Here is a 14,522-nt window from a genome sequence, read left to right on the forward strand (position 1 = left end):
TCCCCGCCCGCGCAAAGCGGTGCCGGCATGCGGGAAATCACGGGGGTGCGCAGCCTGTGATGCTCGGTGCGGGCTCGGACAATGGCCGCCTTGATGCACGGAGACAACCCCATGACGACGCATTCGCCTTTCTCGTTCCAACGCCGCCGCATTTGCCAATCGCTGGCACTGCTCGCCACCGGGGGCGCCAGCGCCCTGCACGCACAGGGCGCCTGGCCGCAGAAGCCGATCCGGCTGGTGGTGCCGTTTGCGCCCGGCGGCTCCAGCGAGGTGGTCGCGCGCTCCGTGGCGGGCGAGCTGACCAAGCAGCTCGGCCAGAGCGTGTTCGTCGAGAACAAGCCCGGCGGTGCCGGTGTCATCGCGATGCAGGAGGTGGCCAAGGCCGGCGCCGACGGCTACACGCTCATCCTCGGCCACGTCGGCACGCTGGCGGTCAACCCGTACATGCTGCCGAGCCAGCCCTACGACGTGAACAAGGACTTCATTCCGGTCACGCTGCTGGCCAAGGTGCCCAATGTGCTCGTGGTGCACCCGGACGTGCCGGCGAAGACTTTCAAGGAGTTCATCGCCTATGCCAAGGCCAACCCGGGCAAGGTCAACTACTCCTCGGCCGGCAACGGCAGCTCGGGCCACCTGAGCATGGAATACCTCAAGCTCACGGCCGGCTTTTTCATGACCCACATTCCCTACCGCGGCAGCGGCCCGCAGATGACCGACCTGCTGGCCGGCCGCGTGCAGGTGGCGATGAACGGGTTGCCGAGCGTGTCGGCCTTCATCAAGAGCGGCAAGCTGCGCGCGCTGGCGGTTGGCTCGGCCCAGCGCATCGCGGCGCTGCCGGACGTGCCGACCATCGCCGAGAGCGGCTACAAGGGCTTCGAAACCTCGCAGTGGTACGGCCTGCTCGCGCCGGCCGGCACGCCCGCGCCGGTGGTAAAGCGGCTGCAGGAAGAAAGCCTCAAGGCACTGCGCAGCGGCCCGGTCACCGAACGCTTCGCGCACGACTCGGCGGTGGGAGTAGGCGACACGCCGGAACAGTTCGCCGCGTTCATCGCCGCGCAGCAGAAGGTGTGGAAAGACATCGTCGTGAAGGCCGGCATCAAGCCGGATTGACCACCGACGGATCGGTGTGGATCAGGTCGAGCGGGTAGCGCCGGCCGGCCAGGTGGTCTTCGATGCATTGCAGCAGCAAGGGGCTGCGGTGCCGCTCGGTGCTGCCGCGGATTTCGTCGGCGGTGAGCCACAGCGTGCGAACGATGCCGGTGTCGAGTTCGCGGCCGGCCTCGAACATGCCGAGTTCGCCGGAAAATGCAAAGCGCAGGTACGTGACGTCCTCGCCGTCCGCCTGCTTCTGGAAGCGTGCCATGTAGATGCCGATCAGCGCGGTCGGCGTGAAGTGATGGGCCGTTTCTTCAAGCGCCTCGCGCGCACAGCCCTCGGCGGGAGATTCGCCCGGATCCAGGTGGCCGGCCGGCGTGTTGAGCTTGAGGCCGCCGGCGGTGTGCTCCTCGACCAGCAGAAAGCGCCCGCCCTGCTCGATCACTGCTGCGACCGTGACGTTCGGCTTCCAGCGCAGGGCGCTGGGCGCGCCTTCGGGCTTGTGCATGGCTGCTAGCGAAGGACGTAGCCGCTGAAGCGCCAGATCCCGTCGCGGTCCATGTGAAAACTGACCAGCTCGCGCATCGAGGCCCGATTCGCTGCCGTGTTCGTGAAGCGGGTTTCATACTCCACGCTCACATACTGGCCCGCCAGATCGGCATCGCTGTCGGCCACCACCTGGCGGTTGATGGCAACCCACGTGCGCTGCAGCGGCATGCCGAGCGGGCCACGCAGCTTTGAGACCTGGGCCATGAAGTCGGCGCGGGCCACGCGCTTCTTGGCGGCCGGCGCAGCGCCATCCCACAGCTCACCGATCTTGGCCTGGTCGACGAGCTGGATCACCTGCAGGCCGCCGCGCACCATGTCGCTGGCCTCCACGTCCTGGGCCGTGGCACTGCCCAGCCAGCTGGCCAGCAGCGTCAGGCCGAACAGCAGCTTGATCGTCGTTCGCTTCATTCTTGTCGTTCCTTGTCGTCGTCGCGCATCGCCGGTGTCACCGTGCAATCGGCATTCTCCACGCTGTCGATCCCGATCGTGCCGCCATGGCGTTGCGCCACGGCGCGCGTCATCCTGCGGCGCTGAGACCAGGTCGGGAAGAGGGGGCGAACGACTCGCCGTCCATGGCTTCGAGCCGGTAGCCCAGGCCGTAGACCGCCGACAGCAGAAAGCCGTTCGACGGCCTCAGGTCGAGCTTGGTGCGCAGTCTTGAAATGTGGGTGTCGAGCGAGCGCGAGGGCGCGTCGGGCCCGGCGCCCCACACCGCTTCGCGCAGGTGTTCGCGCGACAGCAGCCGCCCCAGGTTCTGGAACAGGAACAACGCAAGTTCGTACTCGCGGTGCTTGAGCTCGATCGGCACGCCGTTGATCTGCAGCGTGCGCGCACGCTGCAGGAAGTGGTAGGGCCCGAACGAGACCTCCGCCTCGTGCTGGCGCGGATAGGCGCGGCGCAGCAGGGCGCGTACCCGGGCCTGGAGTTCGCCCACGCGGATCGGTTTGACCATGAAGTCGTCGGCGCCAGCCGCCAGGCCTTCGATCATGTCGGCTTCTTCACGGCGGGCCGTCGCGAACAGGATGGGGATGCTGCTCGCAAGATCCTGGCGGATCCACTGAACTACCGCGGGTCCGTTAACGTCGGGCAGGTTCCAGTCAAGAACGAGCAGATCGAAGCTTTGCTGGCGCAGGTCACGCAGCAATGTCTTGCCTTCGGCGTAGCAGTGGCATTCGTGGTCAATGCCTTCCATCGTGTGCTTGATCAATTCAAGCTGTGACGGTTCATCGTCGAGCGCTGCGATTCGCATTTTCCATTCCCCTGACCATTTTTATAGGGCCCCGAGTCTAGGCTGGGCGCGGGCTTCCAGGCCAGTACCAACTGTCAAATACTGCACGAAGTTGCGTCGTGTGTGTGGGCTTTAGCTATCAATTTCCGGAAAGGGGGCGCCGGAAAGAGCTGCTTCGATGCCCGCCATTTGCTACAAAGTTGATAGCGATGCAGGTAGATTCGGCGGGCGCTGCAATCTGAAGTTGCCATTCAACGGATGGGACAGTGCGCGCCGGACGTCTTCGGGTAAGCTCGGCGCAAATTTCAATGCGGCCCCGACGCCGCTCCCGCCCTGAGGAGATATCTATGCTGATAGGCGTGCCCGCCGAGACGACGGCTGGCGAAACCCGAGTGGCGCTCACGCCCGAGACGGCCAAGAAACTCGTGGCGCAGGGCCACACGGTGCGTGTGCAGTCGGGCGCCGGCGTCGCAGCCAGCGTCACCGACGCGGCGTACCAGGCAGCCGGCGCGGAGATCACCGACATCGACGGGGCTTTCGCGGCCGATATCGTGCTCAAGGTGCGAACCCCCGACGACGCCGAGGCCGCCCGCATGAAACCGGGCACCGTGGTGGTCGGCATGCTCAACCCCTTCGATGCCGCCGGGCTGCAGCGTCTGGCCACGGCCGGACTCATCAGCTTTGCACTCGAAGCCGCACCGCGCACCACGCGCGCCCAGAGCATGGACGTGCTGAGCTCGCAGGCCAACATCGCCGGCTACAAGGCCGTGATGATTGCGGCCGACAAGTACCAGCGCTTCTTCCCGATGCTGATGACCGCCGCCGGCACCGTGAAGGCCGCGCGGGTGGTGATCCTGGGCGTCGGCGTAGCCGGCCTGCAGGCCATCGCCACCGCCAAGCGCCTGGGCGCCGTGATCGAGGCATCGGACGTGCGCCCGAGCGTGAAAGAGCAGATCGAGTCGCTCGGCGGCAAGTTCATCGAGGTCTCGTACGACACCGACGAAGAGAAAGAAGCCGCCGTCGGCGTCGGCGGCTATGCCAGGCCGATGCCGGCGAGCTGGCTTGCGCGCCAGCAGGTCGAAGTCGCCAAGCGCGTCGCGCTGGCCGACATCGTCATCAGCACTGCCCTGATTCCGGGGCGCGCGGCACCGACGCTCATCACCGAAGACATGGTCAAGTCGATGAAGCCGGGCTCGGTGATCGTCGACATCGCGGCCGGCAAGGGCGCCGACGGCATCGGCGGCAACTGCCCGCTGTCGGAAGCCGACAAGACGGTGGTGAAGCACGGCGTGACCCTGGTCGGCGAGACCAACCTGGCGGCGCTGGTGGCGGCCGACGCGTCGGCGCTGTATGCGCGCAACGTGCTCGACTTCCTGAAGCTGATCGTCACGAAGGAGAGCGGCCTGAAGATCGATCTCGAGGACGACATCGTGGCCGCGTGCCGCATGACGCAAGACGGCCAAATCACAAGGAAGTAAGCCATGGATCCCGTTTCCCACACCGTCATCAACCTGATCATCTTCGTGCTGGCGATCTACGTCGGCTACCACGTGGTCTGGACCGTCACCCCCGCACTGCACACGCCGCTGATGGCAGTGACCAACGCGATCTCGGCGATCGTGATCGTCGGCGCCATGCTCGCCGCGGCCCTGACCGAAACCACGCTCGGCAAAACCATGGGCGTGCTGGCCGTGGCGCTCGCCGCGGTCAACGTGTTCGGCGGCTTCCTGGTCACGCGGCGCATGCTCGAAATGTTCAGGAAGAAGGAAAAGAAGGTCGCTCCAAAGGCTGAAGGAGCCGCCCCATGAGCATGAACGTTGTCACGCTGCTGTATCTGGTGGCGTCGGTTTGCTTCATCCAGGCCTTGAAGGGCCTGTCGCACCCCACCACCTCGATCCGCGGCAACCTGTTCGGCATGATCGGCATGGCCATCGCCGTGCTGACCACGGCCGCGCTGATCGTGCAGCTCTCGGGCGGCAAGGCGCTCGGCATGGGCTGGGTGCTGTTCGGCCTCTTGGTCGGCGGCACCGCGGGCTCGATCATGGCCAAGCGGGTCGAGATGACCAAGATGCCTGAGCTGGTCGCGTTCATGCACAGCATGATCGGCCTGGCGGCGGTGTTCATCGGGGTCGCGGCGGTGGCCGAGCCCTGGGCCTTCGGCATCGTGCCGGCGCCCGTGGCGGCCGTGTTCGGCGCGACCACGACCGCGGGCTCGATGCTGGTCGAAGGCTTCGTGCGCGAGCCGATTCCCTACGGCAACCGGCTCGAGCTGTTCCTCGGTGCGGCCATCGGAGCCATCACCTTCAGCGGTTCGGTCATCGCGTTCGGCAAGCTCTCGGGCAAGTACAAGTTCCGCCTGTTCCAGGGCGCGCCCGTGCAGTTCAAGGGCCAGCACATGCTCAACCTGGTGCTGGGGCTGCTGACCATCGGGCTGGGGCTGGTGTTCGTCGCGACCGAGAGCTGGACCGCGTTCTTCGCGATGCTCGCGCTGTCGTTCGTGATGGGCGTGCTGATCATCATCCCGATCGGCGGCGCCGACATGCCGGTGGTGGTGTCGATGCTCAACAGCTATTCGGGCTGGGCAGCGGCGGGCATCGGCTTCAGCCTGAACAATGCGATGCTGATCATCGCGGGCTCGCTGGTGGGCAGTTCGGGCGCGATCCTGAGCTACATCATGTGCAAGGCCATGAACCGCTCGTTCTTCAACGTGATCCTGGGCGGCTTCGGCGGCGAGGCGACCACCGCGGCTACCGGTTCCGGCGAGCAGCGGCCGGTCAAGAGCGGCAGCGCAGACGACGCCGCCTACATGCTGAGCAATGCCGAGACCGTGATCATCGTGCCTGGCTACGGCCTGGCGGTGGCGCGCGCGCAGCACGCGGTGAACGAACTGGCCGAGAAGCTCACGCACAAGGGAGTGATCGTGAAGTACGCGATCCACCCGGTGGCCGGGCGCATGCCGGGCCACATGAACGTGCTGCTGGCCGAGGCCGAGGTGCCGTACGACCAGGTGTTCGAGATGGAAGACATCAACGGCGAGTTCGCGCAGGCCGACGTGGCCATCATCCTGGGCGCCAACGACGTGGTAAATCCGGCGGCGCTGACCAAGGGCAGCGCCATCTACGGCATGCCGATCCTGGAGGCCTACAAGGCCAAGACCGTGATCGTGAACAAGCGCAGCATGGCTGCGGGCTACGCCGGCCTGGACAACGAACTGTTCTACATGGACAAGACCATGATGGTGTTCGGCGACGCCAAGAAGGTGGTCGAGGACATGGGCAAAGCCATCGAGTAGCCGGCCCCTGCAGGCATTTTTCACAGATGGAGACGAAGAACATGACAGATCGCCCCTGGCTCAGCAGCTATCCCGAAGGTGTACCGGCCGACATCGACGCGTCGCAGTACACGTCGCTGGTCGCGCTGATGGAAGAGAGTTTCAGCAAGTACGCCGACCGTGTGGCCTACAGCTTCATGGGCAAGGATCTGAGCTTCGCGCAGACCGATAAGTCCAGTGCCGCGCTCGCGGCCTATCTGCAGAACCTCGGCCTCGTGAAGGGCGACCGCGTCGCGCTGATGATGCCGAACACCCCGCAGTACCCGATCTCGGTGGCCGCGGTGTTGCGCGCCGGGCTGGTGGTGGTCAACGTGAACCCGCTCTACACGCCGCGCGAACTCGAGCACCAGCTGAAGGACTCGGGCGCCAAGGCGATCATCATCATGGAGAACTTCGGCAACACGCTGCAGCAGTGCCTGCAGGCCACGCCGGTCAAGCACATCGTGCTCGGCGCGGTGGGTGACCAGCTCGGTTTTCTCAAGGGCACGCTGGTCAATTACGTGGTGCGCAACGTCAAGAAGGCGGTGCCTCCGTTCGACCTGCCGGGTGCCGTCCGTTTCAACGATGCGGTCGAAAAGGGCAGCGCGCGCAAGCTCGACAAGCCCGTCATCGGCCCCGACGACGTCGCCGTGCTGCAGTACACCGGCGGCACCACCGGCGTGAGCAAGGGCGCGGTGCTGCTGCACCGCAACGTGATCGCCAACGTGCTGCAGTCCGAAGCCTGGAACGACCCGGCCATGAAGACCGTGCCGGCCGGCGAGCAGCCGACCAGCGTTTGCGCGCTGCCGCTGTATCACATCTACGCGTTCACCGTGAACATGATGCTGGGCATGCGCACCGGCGGCAAGAACATCCTGATCCCGAATCCGCGCGACCTCCCGGCGGTGCTGAAGGAACTGTCGAAGCACACCTTCCACAGCTTCCCCGCGGTCAACACGCTGTTCAACGGACTTGCGAACCATCCCGACTTCGGCACCGTGAACTGGAGCAACCTCAAGGTCTCCGTGGGCGGCGGCATGGCGGTGCAGGGTGCGGTGGCCAAGCTCTGGCTCGAGAAAACCGGTTGTCCGATCTGCGAGGGCTACGGGCTTTCCGAAACCTCGCCGTCGGCCACCTGCAACCCGACCACCAGCAAGGCCTACACGGGCACCATCGGCCTGCCCCTGCCGAGCACCTGGCTCCGGCTGCTGGACGACGACGGCAACGAAGTGCCGGCCGGCGAACGCGGCGAGATCGCGATCAAGGGCCCGCAAGTGATGGCAGGCTACTGGCAGCGGCCCGACGAAACGGCCAAGAGCATGACGGCCGACGGGTACTTCAAGACCGGCGACATCGGCACCGTCGACGAGCGCGGGTTCTTCAAGATCGTCGACCGCAAGAAAGACATGGTGCTGGTCAGCGGCTTCAACGTGTACCCGAACGAAGTCGAGGATGTGGTGGCCACGCTCGAAGGCGTCATGGAGTGCGCCGTGGTCGGCGTGCCCGACGAGAAGACCGGCGAAGCCGTGAAGCTCGTGATCGTGAAAAAGAACCCCGCACTCACCGAGCAGCAGGTGCGCGAGTTCTGCCGCGCCAACCTCACCGGCTACAAGCAGCCCAAGGTGGTGGAGTTCCGCACCGAAATGCCGAAGACGCCGGTCGGCAAGATCCTGCGCCGCGAACTGCGCGACAAGAAGTAGCAACCCTTCAGTAAGGGTTCGGCCGGGGGCGCAGGCCGGCATTGGACTTGCATAGTCCTGCCATGATGGCCACCGCGCTCCGCCCTTCGTGTCTTCGCTGCCCCCCGAAGGGGCGCTGCCTTGCCTGGGGCGGCCCGGCGCTGCGCTGATGCTTCGCTTTCTCCTCACGCGCCTGAGCCTGCTCGTGCCGACCTTTCTCGGCATGACGCTGCTGGCCTTCTTCCTGATCCGGCTGGTGCCGGGCGACCCGATCGAGACGATGGCTGGCGAGCGTGGCATCGATCCGGTGCGCCATGCCGAGCTGCTCAAGGCCTACGGCTTCGACAAACCCTTGCTGGTGCAGTACGGCATCTACATCGGGCGGGTGCTGCAGGGCGACCTCGGCAAGTCGGTGATCACGCAGGAGCCGGTGATGAGCGAGTTTCTCGCGCTGTTTCCGGCCACCGTGGAGCTGGCTGTGTGCGCCATCCTGTTTGCGCTGGTGCTCGGCATTCCGGCCGGCATGCTGGCCGCGGTGAAGCGCAACTCGATCTTCGACCACGGCGTGATGGCGACCTCGCTGACCGGCTATTCGATGCCGATCTTCTGGTGGGGGCTGCTGCTGATCCTGTTCTTTTCGGTGCAACTGGGCTGGACGCCGGTGTCAGGCCGCATTGCGGTGCAGTACTACATCGAGCCCACCACCGGCTTCCTGCTGATCGATTCGCTCAAGGCCGACGAGCCCGGTGCGTTCTGGTCGGCGGCGCAGCACCTCATCCTGCCGACAATCGTGCTGGGCACCAACCCGCTGGCGGTGATCGCGCGCATGACGCGCTCGGCCATGCTCGAAGTGCTGGGCGAGGACTACATCCGCACCGCGCGCGCCAAGGGTCTGTCGCGCTTTCGCGTGGTGGCGCTGCATGCGCTGCGCAATGCACTGATCCCGGTGGTCACCGTGATCGGGCTGCAGGTCGGCGTGCTGTTTACCGGCGCCATCCTCACCGAAACCATCTTCTCCTGGCCCGGTGTCGGCAAATGGCTGATCGAAGCGATCGGGCGGCGCGACTATCCAGTGCTGCAGGGCGGCATGCTGCTGCTCGGCGCAATCGTGATGCTGGTCAACCTCTTGGTCGACGTGGCCTACGGCGTCATCAACCCCCGGATCCGGCAGGCCCGATGAGCACGGCGCCTCTCACCGCCCCCATCGCATCGGCCCCGCCGGGCCCATGGCGCGAGTTCTGGACATCGTTCTCCGCCAACAAGGGTGCGGTCGCCGGGTTGGTCGTGATCGTGCTGCTGTTGGTGGTGGCGGTGTTCGCACCCTGGATCGCGCCCCATGCGCCGAACGAAACCGACAGCACGGCATTCCTGCGGCCGCCGGCCTGGCAGGAGGGTGGCTCCGCCCAGTTCCTGCTCGGCACCGACGCGATCGGCCGCGACATCCTTTCGCGCCTGATGTACGGCGCGCGGCTGTCGCTGTCGATCGGCATCGCGGTGGTCGCGATCTCGGTGGTCGTGGGCATCGCGCTCGGGCTCATTGCAGGCTTCTTCCGCGGCGTGCTCGAGATCGCGATCATGCGGCTCATGGACATCGTGCTCACCTTGCCGAGCCTGCTGCTGGCGATCGTGATCGTCGCGATCCTCGGGCCGGGGCTCATCAACGCGATGCTCGCAGTCGCCATCGTGGTGCTGCCGCACTATGTGCGCATCACGCGCGCCGCGGTCATCACCGAGGTCTCGCGCGACTACGTGACCGCTGCGCGCATCAGCGGCGCCGGCCTGCTGCGGCTGATGTTCCACGAGGTGCTGCCCAACTGCGCGGCACCGCTGATCGTGCAGGCCTCGCTCGGCGTATCGACCGCCATCCTCGATGCCGCGGCGCTCGGCTTTCTGGGCCTCGGCGCCCAGCCGCCATCGCCCGAATGGGGCACGATGCTGGCCGACGCGCGCGAGTTCGTGCTGCGCGCCTGGTGGGTCGTCACCTTTCCGGGCCTCGCGATCCTCGTGGCAGTGCTGGCCTTCAACCTGCTGGGCGACGGCTTGCGCGACGCGCTTGATCCGAAGTTGAAGAGATGAGCGCTGCGCCGGGCCGCCCCAAGCAAGCTCGCGCCCCCTCGGGGGGCAGCGAGGACACGTCAGTGCCGAGCGTGGGGGTCATATGAGCCTTCTCGACATCCGCGACCTTCACGTCGAGTTCCCGACGCAGGGCGGGATCATGCACGCCGTCGAAGGGGTCAGCCTGCGCGTCCACGAAGGCGAGGTGCTCGGCATCGTCGGCGAATCCGGCTCCGGCAAGAGCGTCACGATGATGGCGCTCATGGGGCTGATCGGCCACCCCGGCCGCGTGCGCGCGCAGCACTTGCGCTTTGCCGGTCACGACCTGCTCGGCATCAGCGACCGCGCGCGCCGCAACCTGGTCGGCAAGGACGTGGCGATGATCTTCCAGGAGCCAACCACCAGCCTCAACCCCTGCTTCACCATCGGCTTCCAGATCGTCGAGACACTGCGCCTGCACCTGAAGCTCGACAAGCGCGCGGCGCACAAGCGTGCGATCGAGCTGCTCGAACAGGTCGGCATTCCGGCTGCGGCCTCGCGCATCGGCGCCTATCCGCACCAGCTGTCGGGCGGCATGAACCAGCGCGTGATGATCGCGATGGCCATTGCCTGCAATCCGCGCCTGTTGATCGCCGACGAGCCGACCACGGCGCTCGACGTCACGATCCAGGCCCAGATCCTCGACCTGCTGCGCAACCTGCAGAAGGAGCGCGGCATGGCGCTGGTGCTGATCACGCACAACATGGGCGTGGTGGCCGACATGGCCCAGCGCGTGGCCGTGATGTATGCCGGGCAGGTCGTCGAGCAGCAGCGTGTCGACCGCCTGTTCGCCGCGCCGCAACATCCCTACACCGAGGCGCTGCTCGCGGCCCTGCCCGAACGCGCCGCACCCGAAGGCCGGCTCGCCACCATCGCCGGGGTGGTGCCCGGCGTGCACGACCGGCCTGCCGGCTGCCTGTTCGCGCCGCGCTGCACGTACGCCACCGCCCACTCGCGCGCCGTGCGCCCCGAGCTCGAACCGATCGCCGCGGGCGAAGGCGGCGAGGTGCGCTGCCACTATGCGCTCGGCGACCCGAACCGCGCGGTGCTGATCGCGCGCGACGGGCCGCAACCGGCAGAGGTGCCGCCATGACGGCAGAGCTCGTTGCCGAGGCCGTCGGCCTGCGCAAGGTCTACGACATCCGGCGCGGCATGTTCCGCGCGCCTGCGCATCTACAGGCGGTCGGCGAGGTGTCGTTCCAGCTCGCACGCGGCCGCACGCTGGCCGTGGTGGGCGAATCGGGCTGCGGCAAGTCGACGCTGGCGCGCATGGTCACGCTGATCGAGAAGCCCACGGCCGGCAGCCTCTCGCTGGTGGGCGTCGATGCAGTCCACACCCCGGCCGAGCGCAGGCGCGAGCTGCGCCAGGCGGTGCAACTGGTGTTCCAGAACCCCTACGGCTCGCTCAATCCGCGCAAGAAGATTTCGGCCGTGCTCGAAGATCCGCTGGCCATCAACACGACGATGGGCGCCACCGAGCGCGCCGCCAAGGCGCGCGAGATGCTTGCGCGCGTCGGCCTGCGGCCCGAGCATGCCAACCGCTATCCGCACATGTTCTCGGGCGGGCAGCGCCAGCGCATTGCGATCGCACGCGCGCTGATGCTGTCGCCGCGGCTGCTGGTGGCCGACGAGCCGGTGTCGGCGCTCGACGTGTCGATCCAGGCCCAGGTGCTGAACCTGCTGGCCGACCTGCAGGCCGAGCTCGGGCTGGCCTACCTCTTCATCTCGCACGACCTCGGCGTGGTGCGCCACATTGCCCACGACGTGCTGGTGATGTACCTCGGCCACGCAGTCGAGCAGGGGCCCAAGACGCAGATCTTCGCGCGCCCGCTGCACCCGTACACGCAGGCCCTGCTGGCGTCGACGCCGGGCCTCGCGACCGAGCGCATCGTGCTGCAGGGCGAGCTGCCCTCGCCGCTGAACCCGCCCACGGGCTGCGTGTTCAACACGCGCTGTGCGCATGCCACCGAGCTTTGCCGCAGCGAGCGGCCGGTGCTGCGTATGCTGGACGCGCGCAAGGTGGCCTGCCACCATGCAGAGAAATTCTTGTCGGGTTGAACCACTTTCACAGAAGGAGTATTTCCATGCGCACATTTCGCCTTGCCGCCGCGTTGATTCCCACCGCCATGGCCCTGGCCTGCGGCGCTGCCGCGTCCAAGACCCTGGTGTACTGCTCCGAAGGCAGCCCCGAGAACTTCTACCCGGCGGTCAACACCACCGGCACGTCGTTCGACGTGACCACGCAGGTCTACAACACCATCGTCGAGTTCGAGCGCGGCGGCACCAAGGTCGTGCCGGGCCTGGCCGAAAGCTGGACGATCTCGCCCGACGGCACCGAGTACACCTTCAAGCTGCGCAAGGGCGTGAAGTGGCACACCACGAGCAAGAGCTTCAAGCCGACGCGCGACTTTAATGCCGACGACTTCATCTTCATGCTCGAGCGGCAGTGGAAGGAGAACGACCCCTTCTTCAAGGTCACGAGCCCGAACCATTCGTACTTCAACGACATGGGCATGCCCAAGCTGCTGAAGACCGTCGACCGCGTCGACGACCACACCGTGAAGATCGTGCTCAACAAGGCCGAGGCGCCGTTCCTGTCGAACCTCGCCATGCAGTACGCCGGCATCCAGTCGAAGGAATACGCGATCGCCATGCTCAAGGCCGGCACGCCCGAGAAGGTCGACCAGGATCCGATCGGCACCGGCCCGTTCTACCTGGTGCAGTACCAGAAGGACGCGGTCATCCGCTTCAAGGCCTTCCCGCAGTACTGGGGCGGCAAGGCCAAGATCGATGACCTGATCTTCTCGATCACGCCCGATGCCTCGGTGCGCTGGGCCAAGCTGCAAAAGGGCGAATGCCACGTGATGCCGTACCCGAACCCGGCCGACCTCGACGCGATCCGCAAGGATCCGAACGTGCAGGTGCTGGAGCAGCCCGGCCTCAACGTCGGCTACCTCGCCTACAACACGCAGAAGAAGCCGTTCGACGACGTGCGCGTGCGCAAGGCCATCAACATGGCGATCAACAAGAAAGCCATCATCGACGGCGTCTACCTGACCGCCGGCATCGCGGCCAAGAACCCGATTCCGCCGACGATGTGGTCGTACAACGACGCGATCCAGGACGATCCGTACGACCCCGAAGGCGCTAAGAAGCTGCTGGCCGCCGCGGGCCTGGGCAACGGCTTCACCACCGACCTGTGGGCCATGCCGGTGCAGCGCCCCTACAACCCGAACGCCAAGCGCATCGCGGAGCTGATGCAGGCCGACCTCGCCAAGATCGGCGTCAAGGCCGAGATCAAGACCTTCGAATGGGGCGAATACCGCAAGCGCATGCAGGCCGGCGAGCACCAGATGGGCATGCTGGGCTGGACCGGCGACAACGGCGATCCGGACAACTTCATGTACACGCTGCTCGGCTGCGCGTCGGCCCAGTCGGCCAGCGGCTCGAATGTGGCCAAATTCTGCTACCAGCCTTATGAGGAACTGGTGCTGAAGGCCAAGAACGTGCCGAAGCAGGCCGATCGCGATGCGCTCTACAGGAAGGCCCAGGTGATCTTCAAGGAGCAGGCACCGTGGTTCACCATCGCGCACGCCGTGCAGCTGAAGCCGGTGCGCAAGGAGGTCATCGACTTCAAGTTGAGCCCCTTCGGCCGCCATACGTTCTACGGCGTGGATATCAAGTAACCCCCCAGGCTGCGCGCACTTCGTGTCGCTTCGCCCACCCCCCTGCCGGGGGCAACACCAGCGGCCCGGCAAAGCCGGTTCCGCGGTGTTCCTGGTGAAAGCCGGGATCAGATGACTACTGCAATTCTCAGCGCGCTTCCTGAAGAGCAGGAAGGGTTGGCCGCGCAGCTCGACGGCCTGCGCGTCGAGCGTTATGCGGGGCGCGACTTCCATGTCGGGCGCTGGCATGGCCGGCCGGTGGTGTTCGCGCTGTCGCGCATCGGCAAGGTCGCCGCGGCCACCACGGCGGCGGCGCTGATCGGGCGCTTCGGCGCGCGGCGCATCGTGTTCACCGGCGTGGCCGGCGGGCTGCATCCGGACGTGCGCGTGGGCGATACGGTGATCGGCACCGAGTTTCTGCAGCACGACATGGATGCCTCGCCGCTGTTCCCGCGCCACGAGGTGCCGCTCTATGGGCGCACCCGCTTTGCGGCGGATGCGGAGCTCGTCGCGATGCTCTCGATGGCTGCGCGTGCCCATCCAACGGGCACTGCAGGCCTTTTCGACGCTGAAACCCGAGCCCGCTTCGGGCTCCAGGCGCCCCGCATCCATCAAGGCTTGCTGATCAGCGGCGACCGCTTCGTGTCGCGCGCCGACGAGGCGCATGTGTTGCGCGCGGCCTTGCCGGATGCGCTCGCCGTCGAAATGGAAGCAGCCGCCGTTGCGCAGGTGTGCCACGACCACGGCGTGCCGTTCGCCGCCGTGCGCAACGTCTCGGACCGCGCGGACGACCAGGCGCATGTGGACTTTCCGGCCTACCTCGCGCAGGTGGCCGGGCTGCAGGCGCGTGCGCTGATCACGGCGCTGCTGCCGATGCTGCCGCGATCGTGAACGGCCTGCGC

At 66.5% G+C, this 14,522-nt stretch carries 14 protein-coding genes; 11 read left to right on the forward strand and 3 right to left on the reverse strand.

Annotated features, from left to right (window positions below; translation table 11 throughout):
* Positions 1-111 precede the first annotated feature (111 nt).
* A complete protein-coding gene (locus tag ACSFA8_RS08435) occupies positions 112-1,110 on the forward strand; it encodes a Bug family tripartite tricarboxylate transporter substrate binding protein (RefSeq protein ID WP_435479035.1) in 999 nt (332 codons plus the stop codon).
* Here ACSFA8_RS08435 and ACSFA8_RS08440 read toward each other — a convergent pair.
* The 3 genes from ACSFA8_RS08440 to ACSFA8_RS08450 form a co-directional block, all read right to left on the reverse strand.
* Positions 1,097-1,603 carry an NUDIX hydrolase gene (locus tag ACSFA8_RS08440; RefSeq protein ID WP_435479036.1) on the reverse strand — a complete coding sequence of 169 codons (507 nt, stop codon included), beginning with the start codon at positions 1,601-1,603 and terminating at the stop codon, positions 1,097-1,099. The genes ACSFA8_RS08435 and ACSFA8_RS08440 overlap by 14 nt on opposite strands.
* A gap of 5 nt (positions 1,604-1,608) precedes the next feature.
* Positions 1,609-2,052 carry a DUF4019 domain-containing protein gene (locus tag ACSFA8_RS08445; RefSeq protein ID WP_435479037.1) on the reverse strand — a complete coding sequence of 148 codons (444 nt, stop codon included), beginning with the start codon at positions 2,050-2,052 and terminating at the stop codon, positions 1,609-1,611.
* 109 nt (positions 2,053-2,161) lie between these two features.
* Positions 2,162-2,893 carry a response regulator transcription factor gene (locus ACSFA8_RS08450; RefSeq protein WP_435479038.1) on the reverse strand — a complete coding sequence of 244 codons (732 nt, stop codon included), beginning with the start codon at positions 2,891-2,893 and terminating at the stop codon, positions 2,162-2,164.
* Positions 2,894-3,219: 326 nt separating this feature from the next.
* On the opposite strand from ACSFA8_RS08450, the gene ACSFA8_RS08455 reads away from it, so the two are divergent.
* The 10 genes from ACSFA8_RS08455 (at position 3,220) to ACSFA8_RS08500 (ending at position 14,511) form a co-directional block, all read left to right on the forward strand.
* Entirely contained in the window at positions 3,220-4,350 is a 1,131-nt protein-coding gene (locus ACSFA8_RS08455) for a Re/Si-specific NAD(P)(+) transhydrogenase subunit alpha (protein ID WP_435479039.1), read from the forward strand.
* Between the two features lie 3 nt (positions 4,351-4,353).
* Complete coding sequence (locus tag ACSFA8_RS08460) at positions 4,354-4,680, forward strand: NAD(P) transhydrogenase subunit alpha part 2 (protein ID WP_286540059.1); 327 nt, start codon at positions 4,354-4,356, stop codon at positions 4,678-4,680.
* The gene (locus tag ACSFA8_RS08465; protein ID WP_435479040.1) at positions 4,677-6,164 is read left to right on the forward strand and encodes an NAD(P)(+) transhydrogenase (Re/Si-specific) subunit beta; all 1,488 of its coding nucleotides are present in this window, start codon (positions 4,677-4,679) and stop codon (positions 6,162-6,164) included. The genes ACSFA8_RS08460 and ACSFA8_RS08465 overlap by 4 nt, the downstream gene beginning before the upstream one ends.
* Positions 6,165-6,205: 41 nt before the next feature.
* The gene (locus ACSFA8_RS08470) at positions 6,206-7,882 is read left to right on the forward strand and encodes a long-chain-fatty-acid--CoA ligase (protein ID WP_435479041.1); all 1,677 of its coding nucleotides are present in this window, start codon (positions 6,206-6,208) and stop codon (positions 7,880-7,882) included.
* A gap of 148 nt (positions 7,883-8,030) precedes the next feature.
* A complete protein-coding gene (locus ACSFA8_RS08475; RefSeq protein WP_435479042.1) occupies positions 8,031-9,041 on the forward strand; it encodes an ABC transporter permease subunit in 1,011 nt (336 codons plus the stop codon).
* A complete protein-coding gene (locus tag ACSFA8_RS08480; protein WP_435479043.1) occupies positions 9,038-9,937 on the forward strand; it encodes an ABC transporter permease subunit in 900 nt (299 codons plus the stop codon). The genes ACSFA8_RS08475 and ACSFA8_RS08480 overlap by 4 nt, the downstream gene beginning before the upstream one ends.
* Positions 9,938-10,019: 82 nt before the next feature.
* Positions 10,020-11,048 (forward strand): ABC transporter ATP-binding protein, encoded by a 1,029-nt coding sequence (locus ACSFA8_RS08485; protein ID WP_435479044.1) that lies wholly within the window; start codon positions 10,020-10,022, stop codon positions 11,046-11,048.
* Positions 11,045-12,013 carry a dipeptide ABC transporter ATP-binding protein gene (locus tag ACSFA8_RS08490; protein ID WP_435479045.1) on the forward strand — a complete coding sequence of 323 codons (969 nt, stop codon included), beginning with the start codon at positions 11,045-11,047 and terminating at the stop codon, positions 12,011-12,013. The genes ACSFA8_RS08485 and ACSFA8_RS08490 overlap by 4 nt, the downstream gene beginning before the upstream one ends.
* Positions 12,014-12,039: 26 nt before the next feature.
* The gene (locus ACSFA8_RS08495; RefSeq protein WP_435479046.1) at positions 12,040-13,641 is read left to right on the forward strand and encodes an ABC transporter substrate-binding protein; all 1,602 of its coding nucleotides are present in this window, start codon (positions 12,040-12,042) and stop codon (positions 13,639-13,641) included.
* Between the two features lie 111 nt (positions 13,642-13,752).
* Positions 13,753-14,511 (forward strand): 5'-methylthioadenosine/adenosylhomocysteine nucleosidase, encoded by a 759-nt coding sequence (locus ACSFA8_RS08500; RefSeq protein ID WP_435479047.1) that lies wholly within the window; start codon positions 13,753-13,755, stop codon positions 14,509-14,511.
* Positions 14,512-14,522 lie beyond the last annotated feature (11 nt).

The organism is Variovorax nitratireducens (assembly GCF_051216545.1).
Taxonomy (GTDB): domain Bacteria; phylum Pseudomonadota; class Gammaproteobacteria; order Burkholderiales; family Burkholderiaceae_C; genus Variovorax.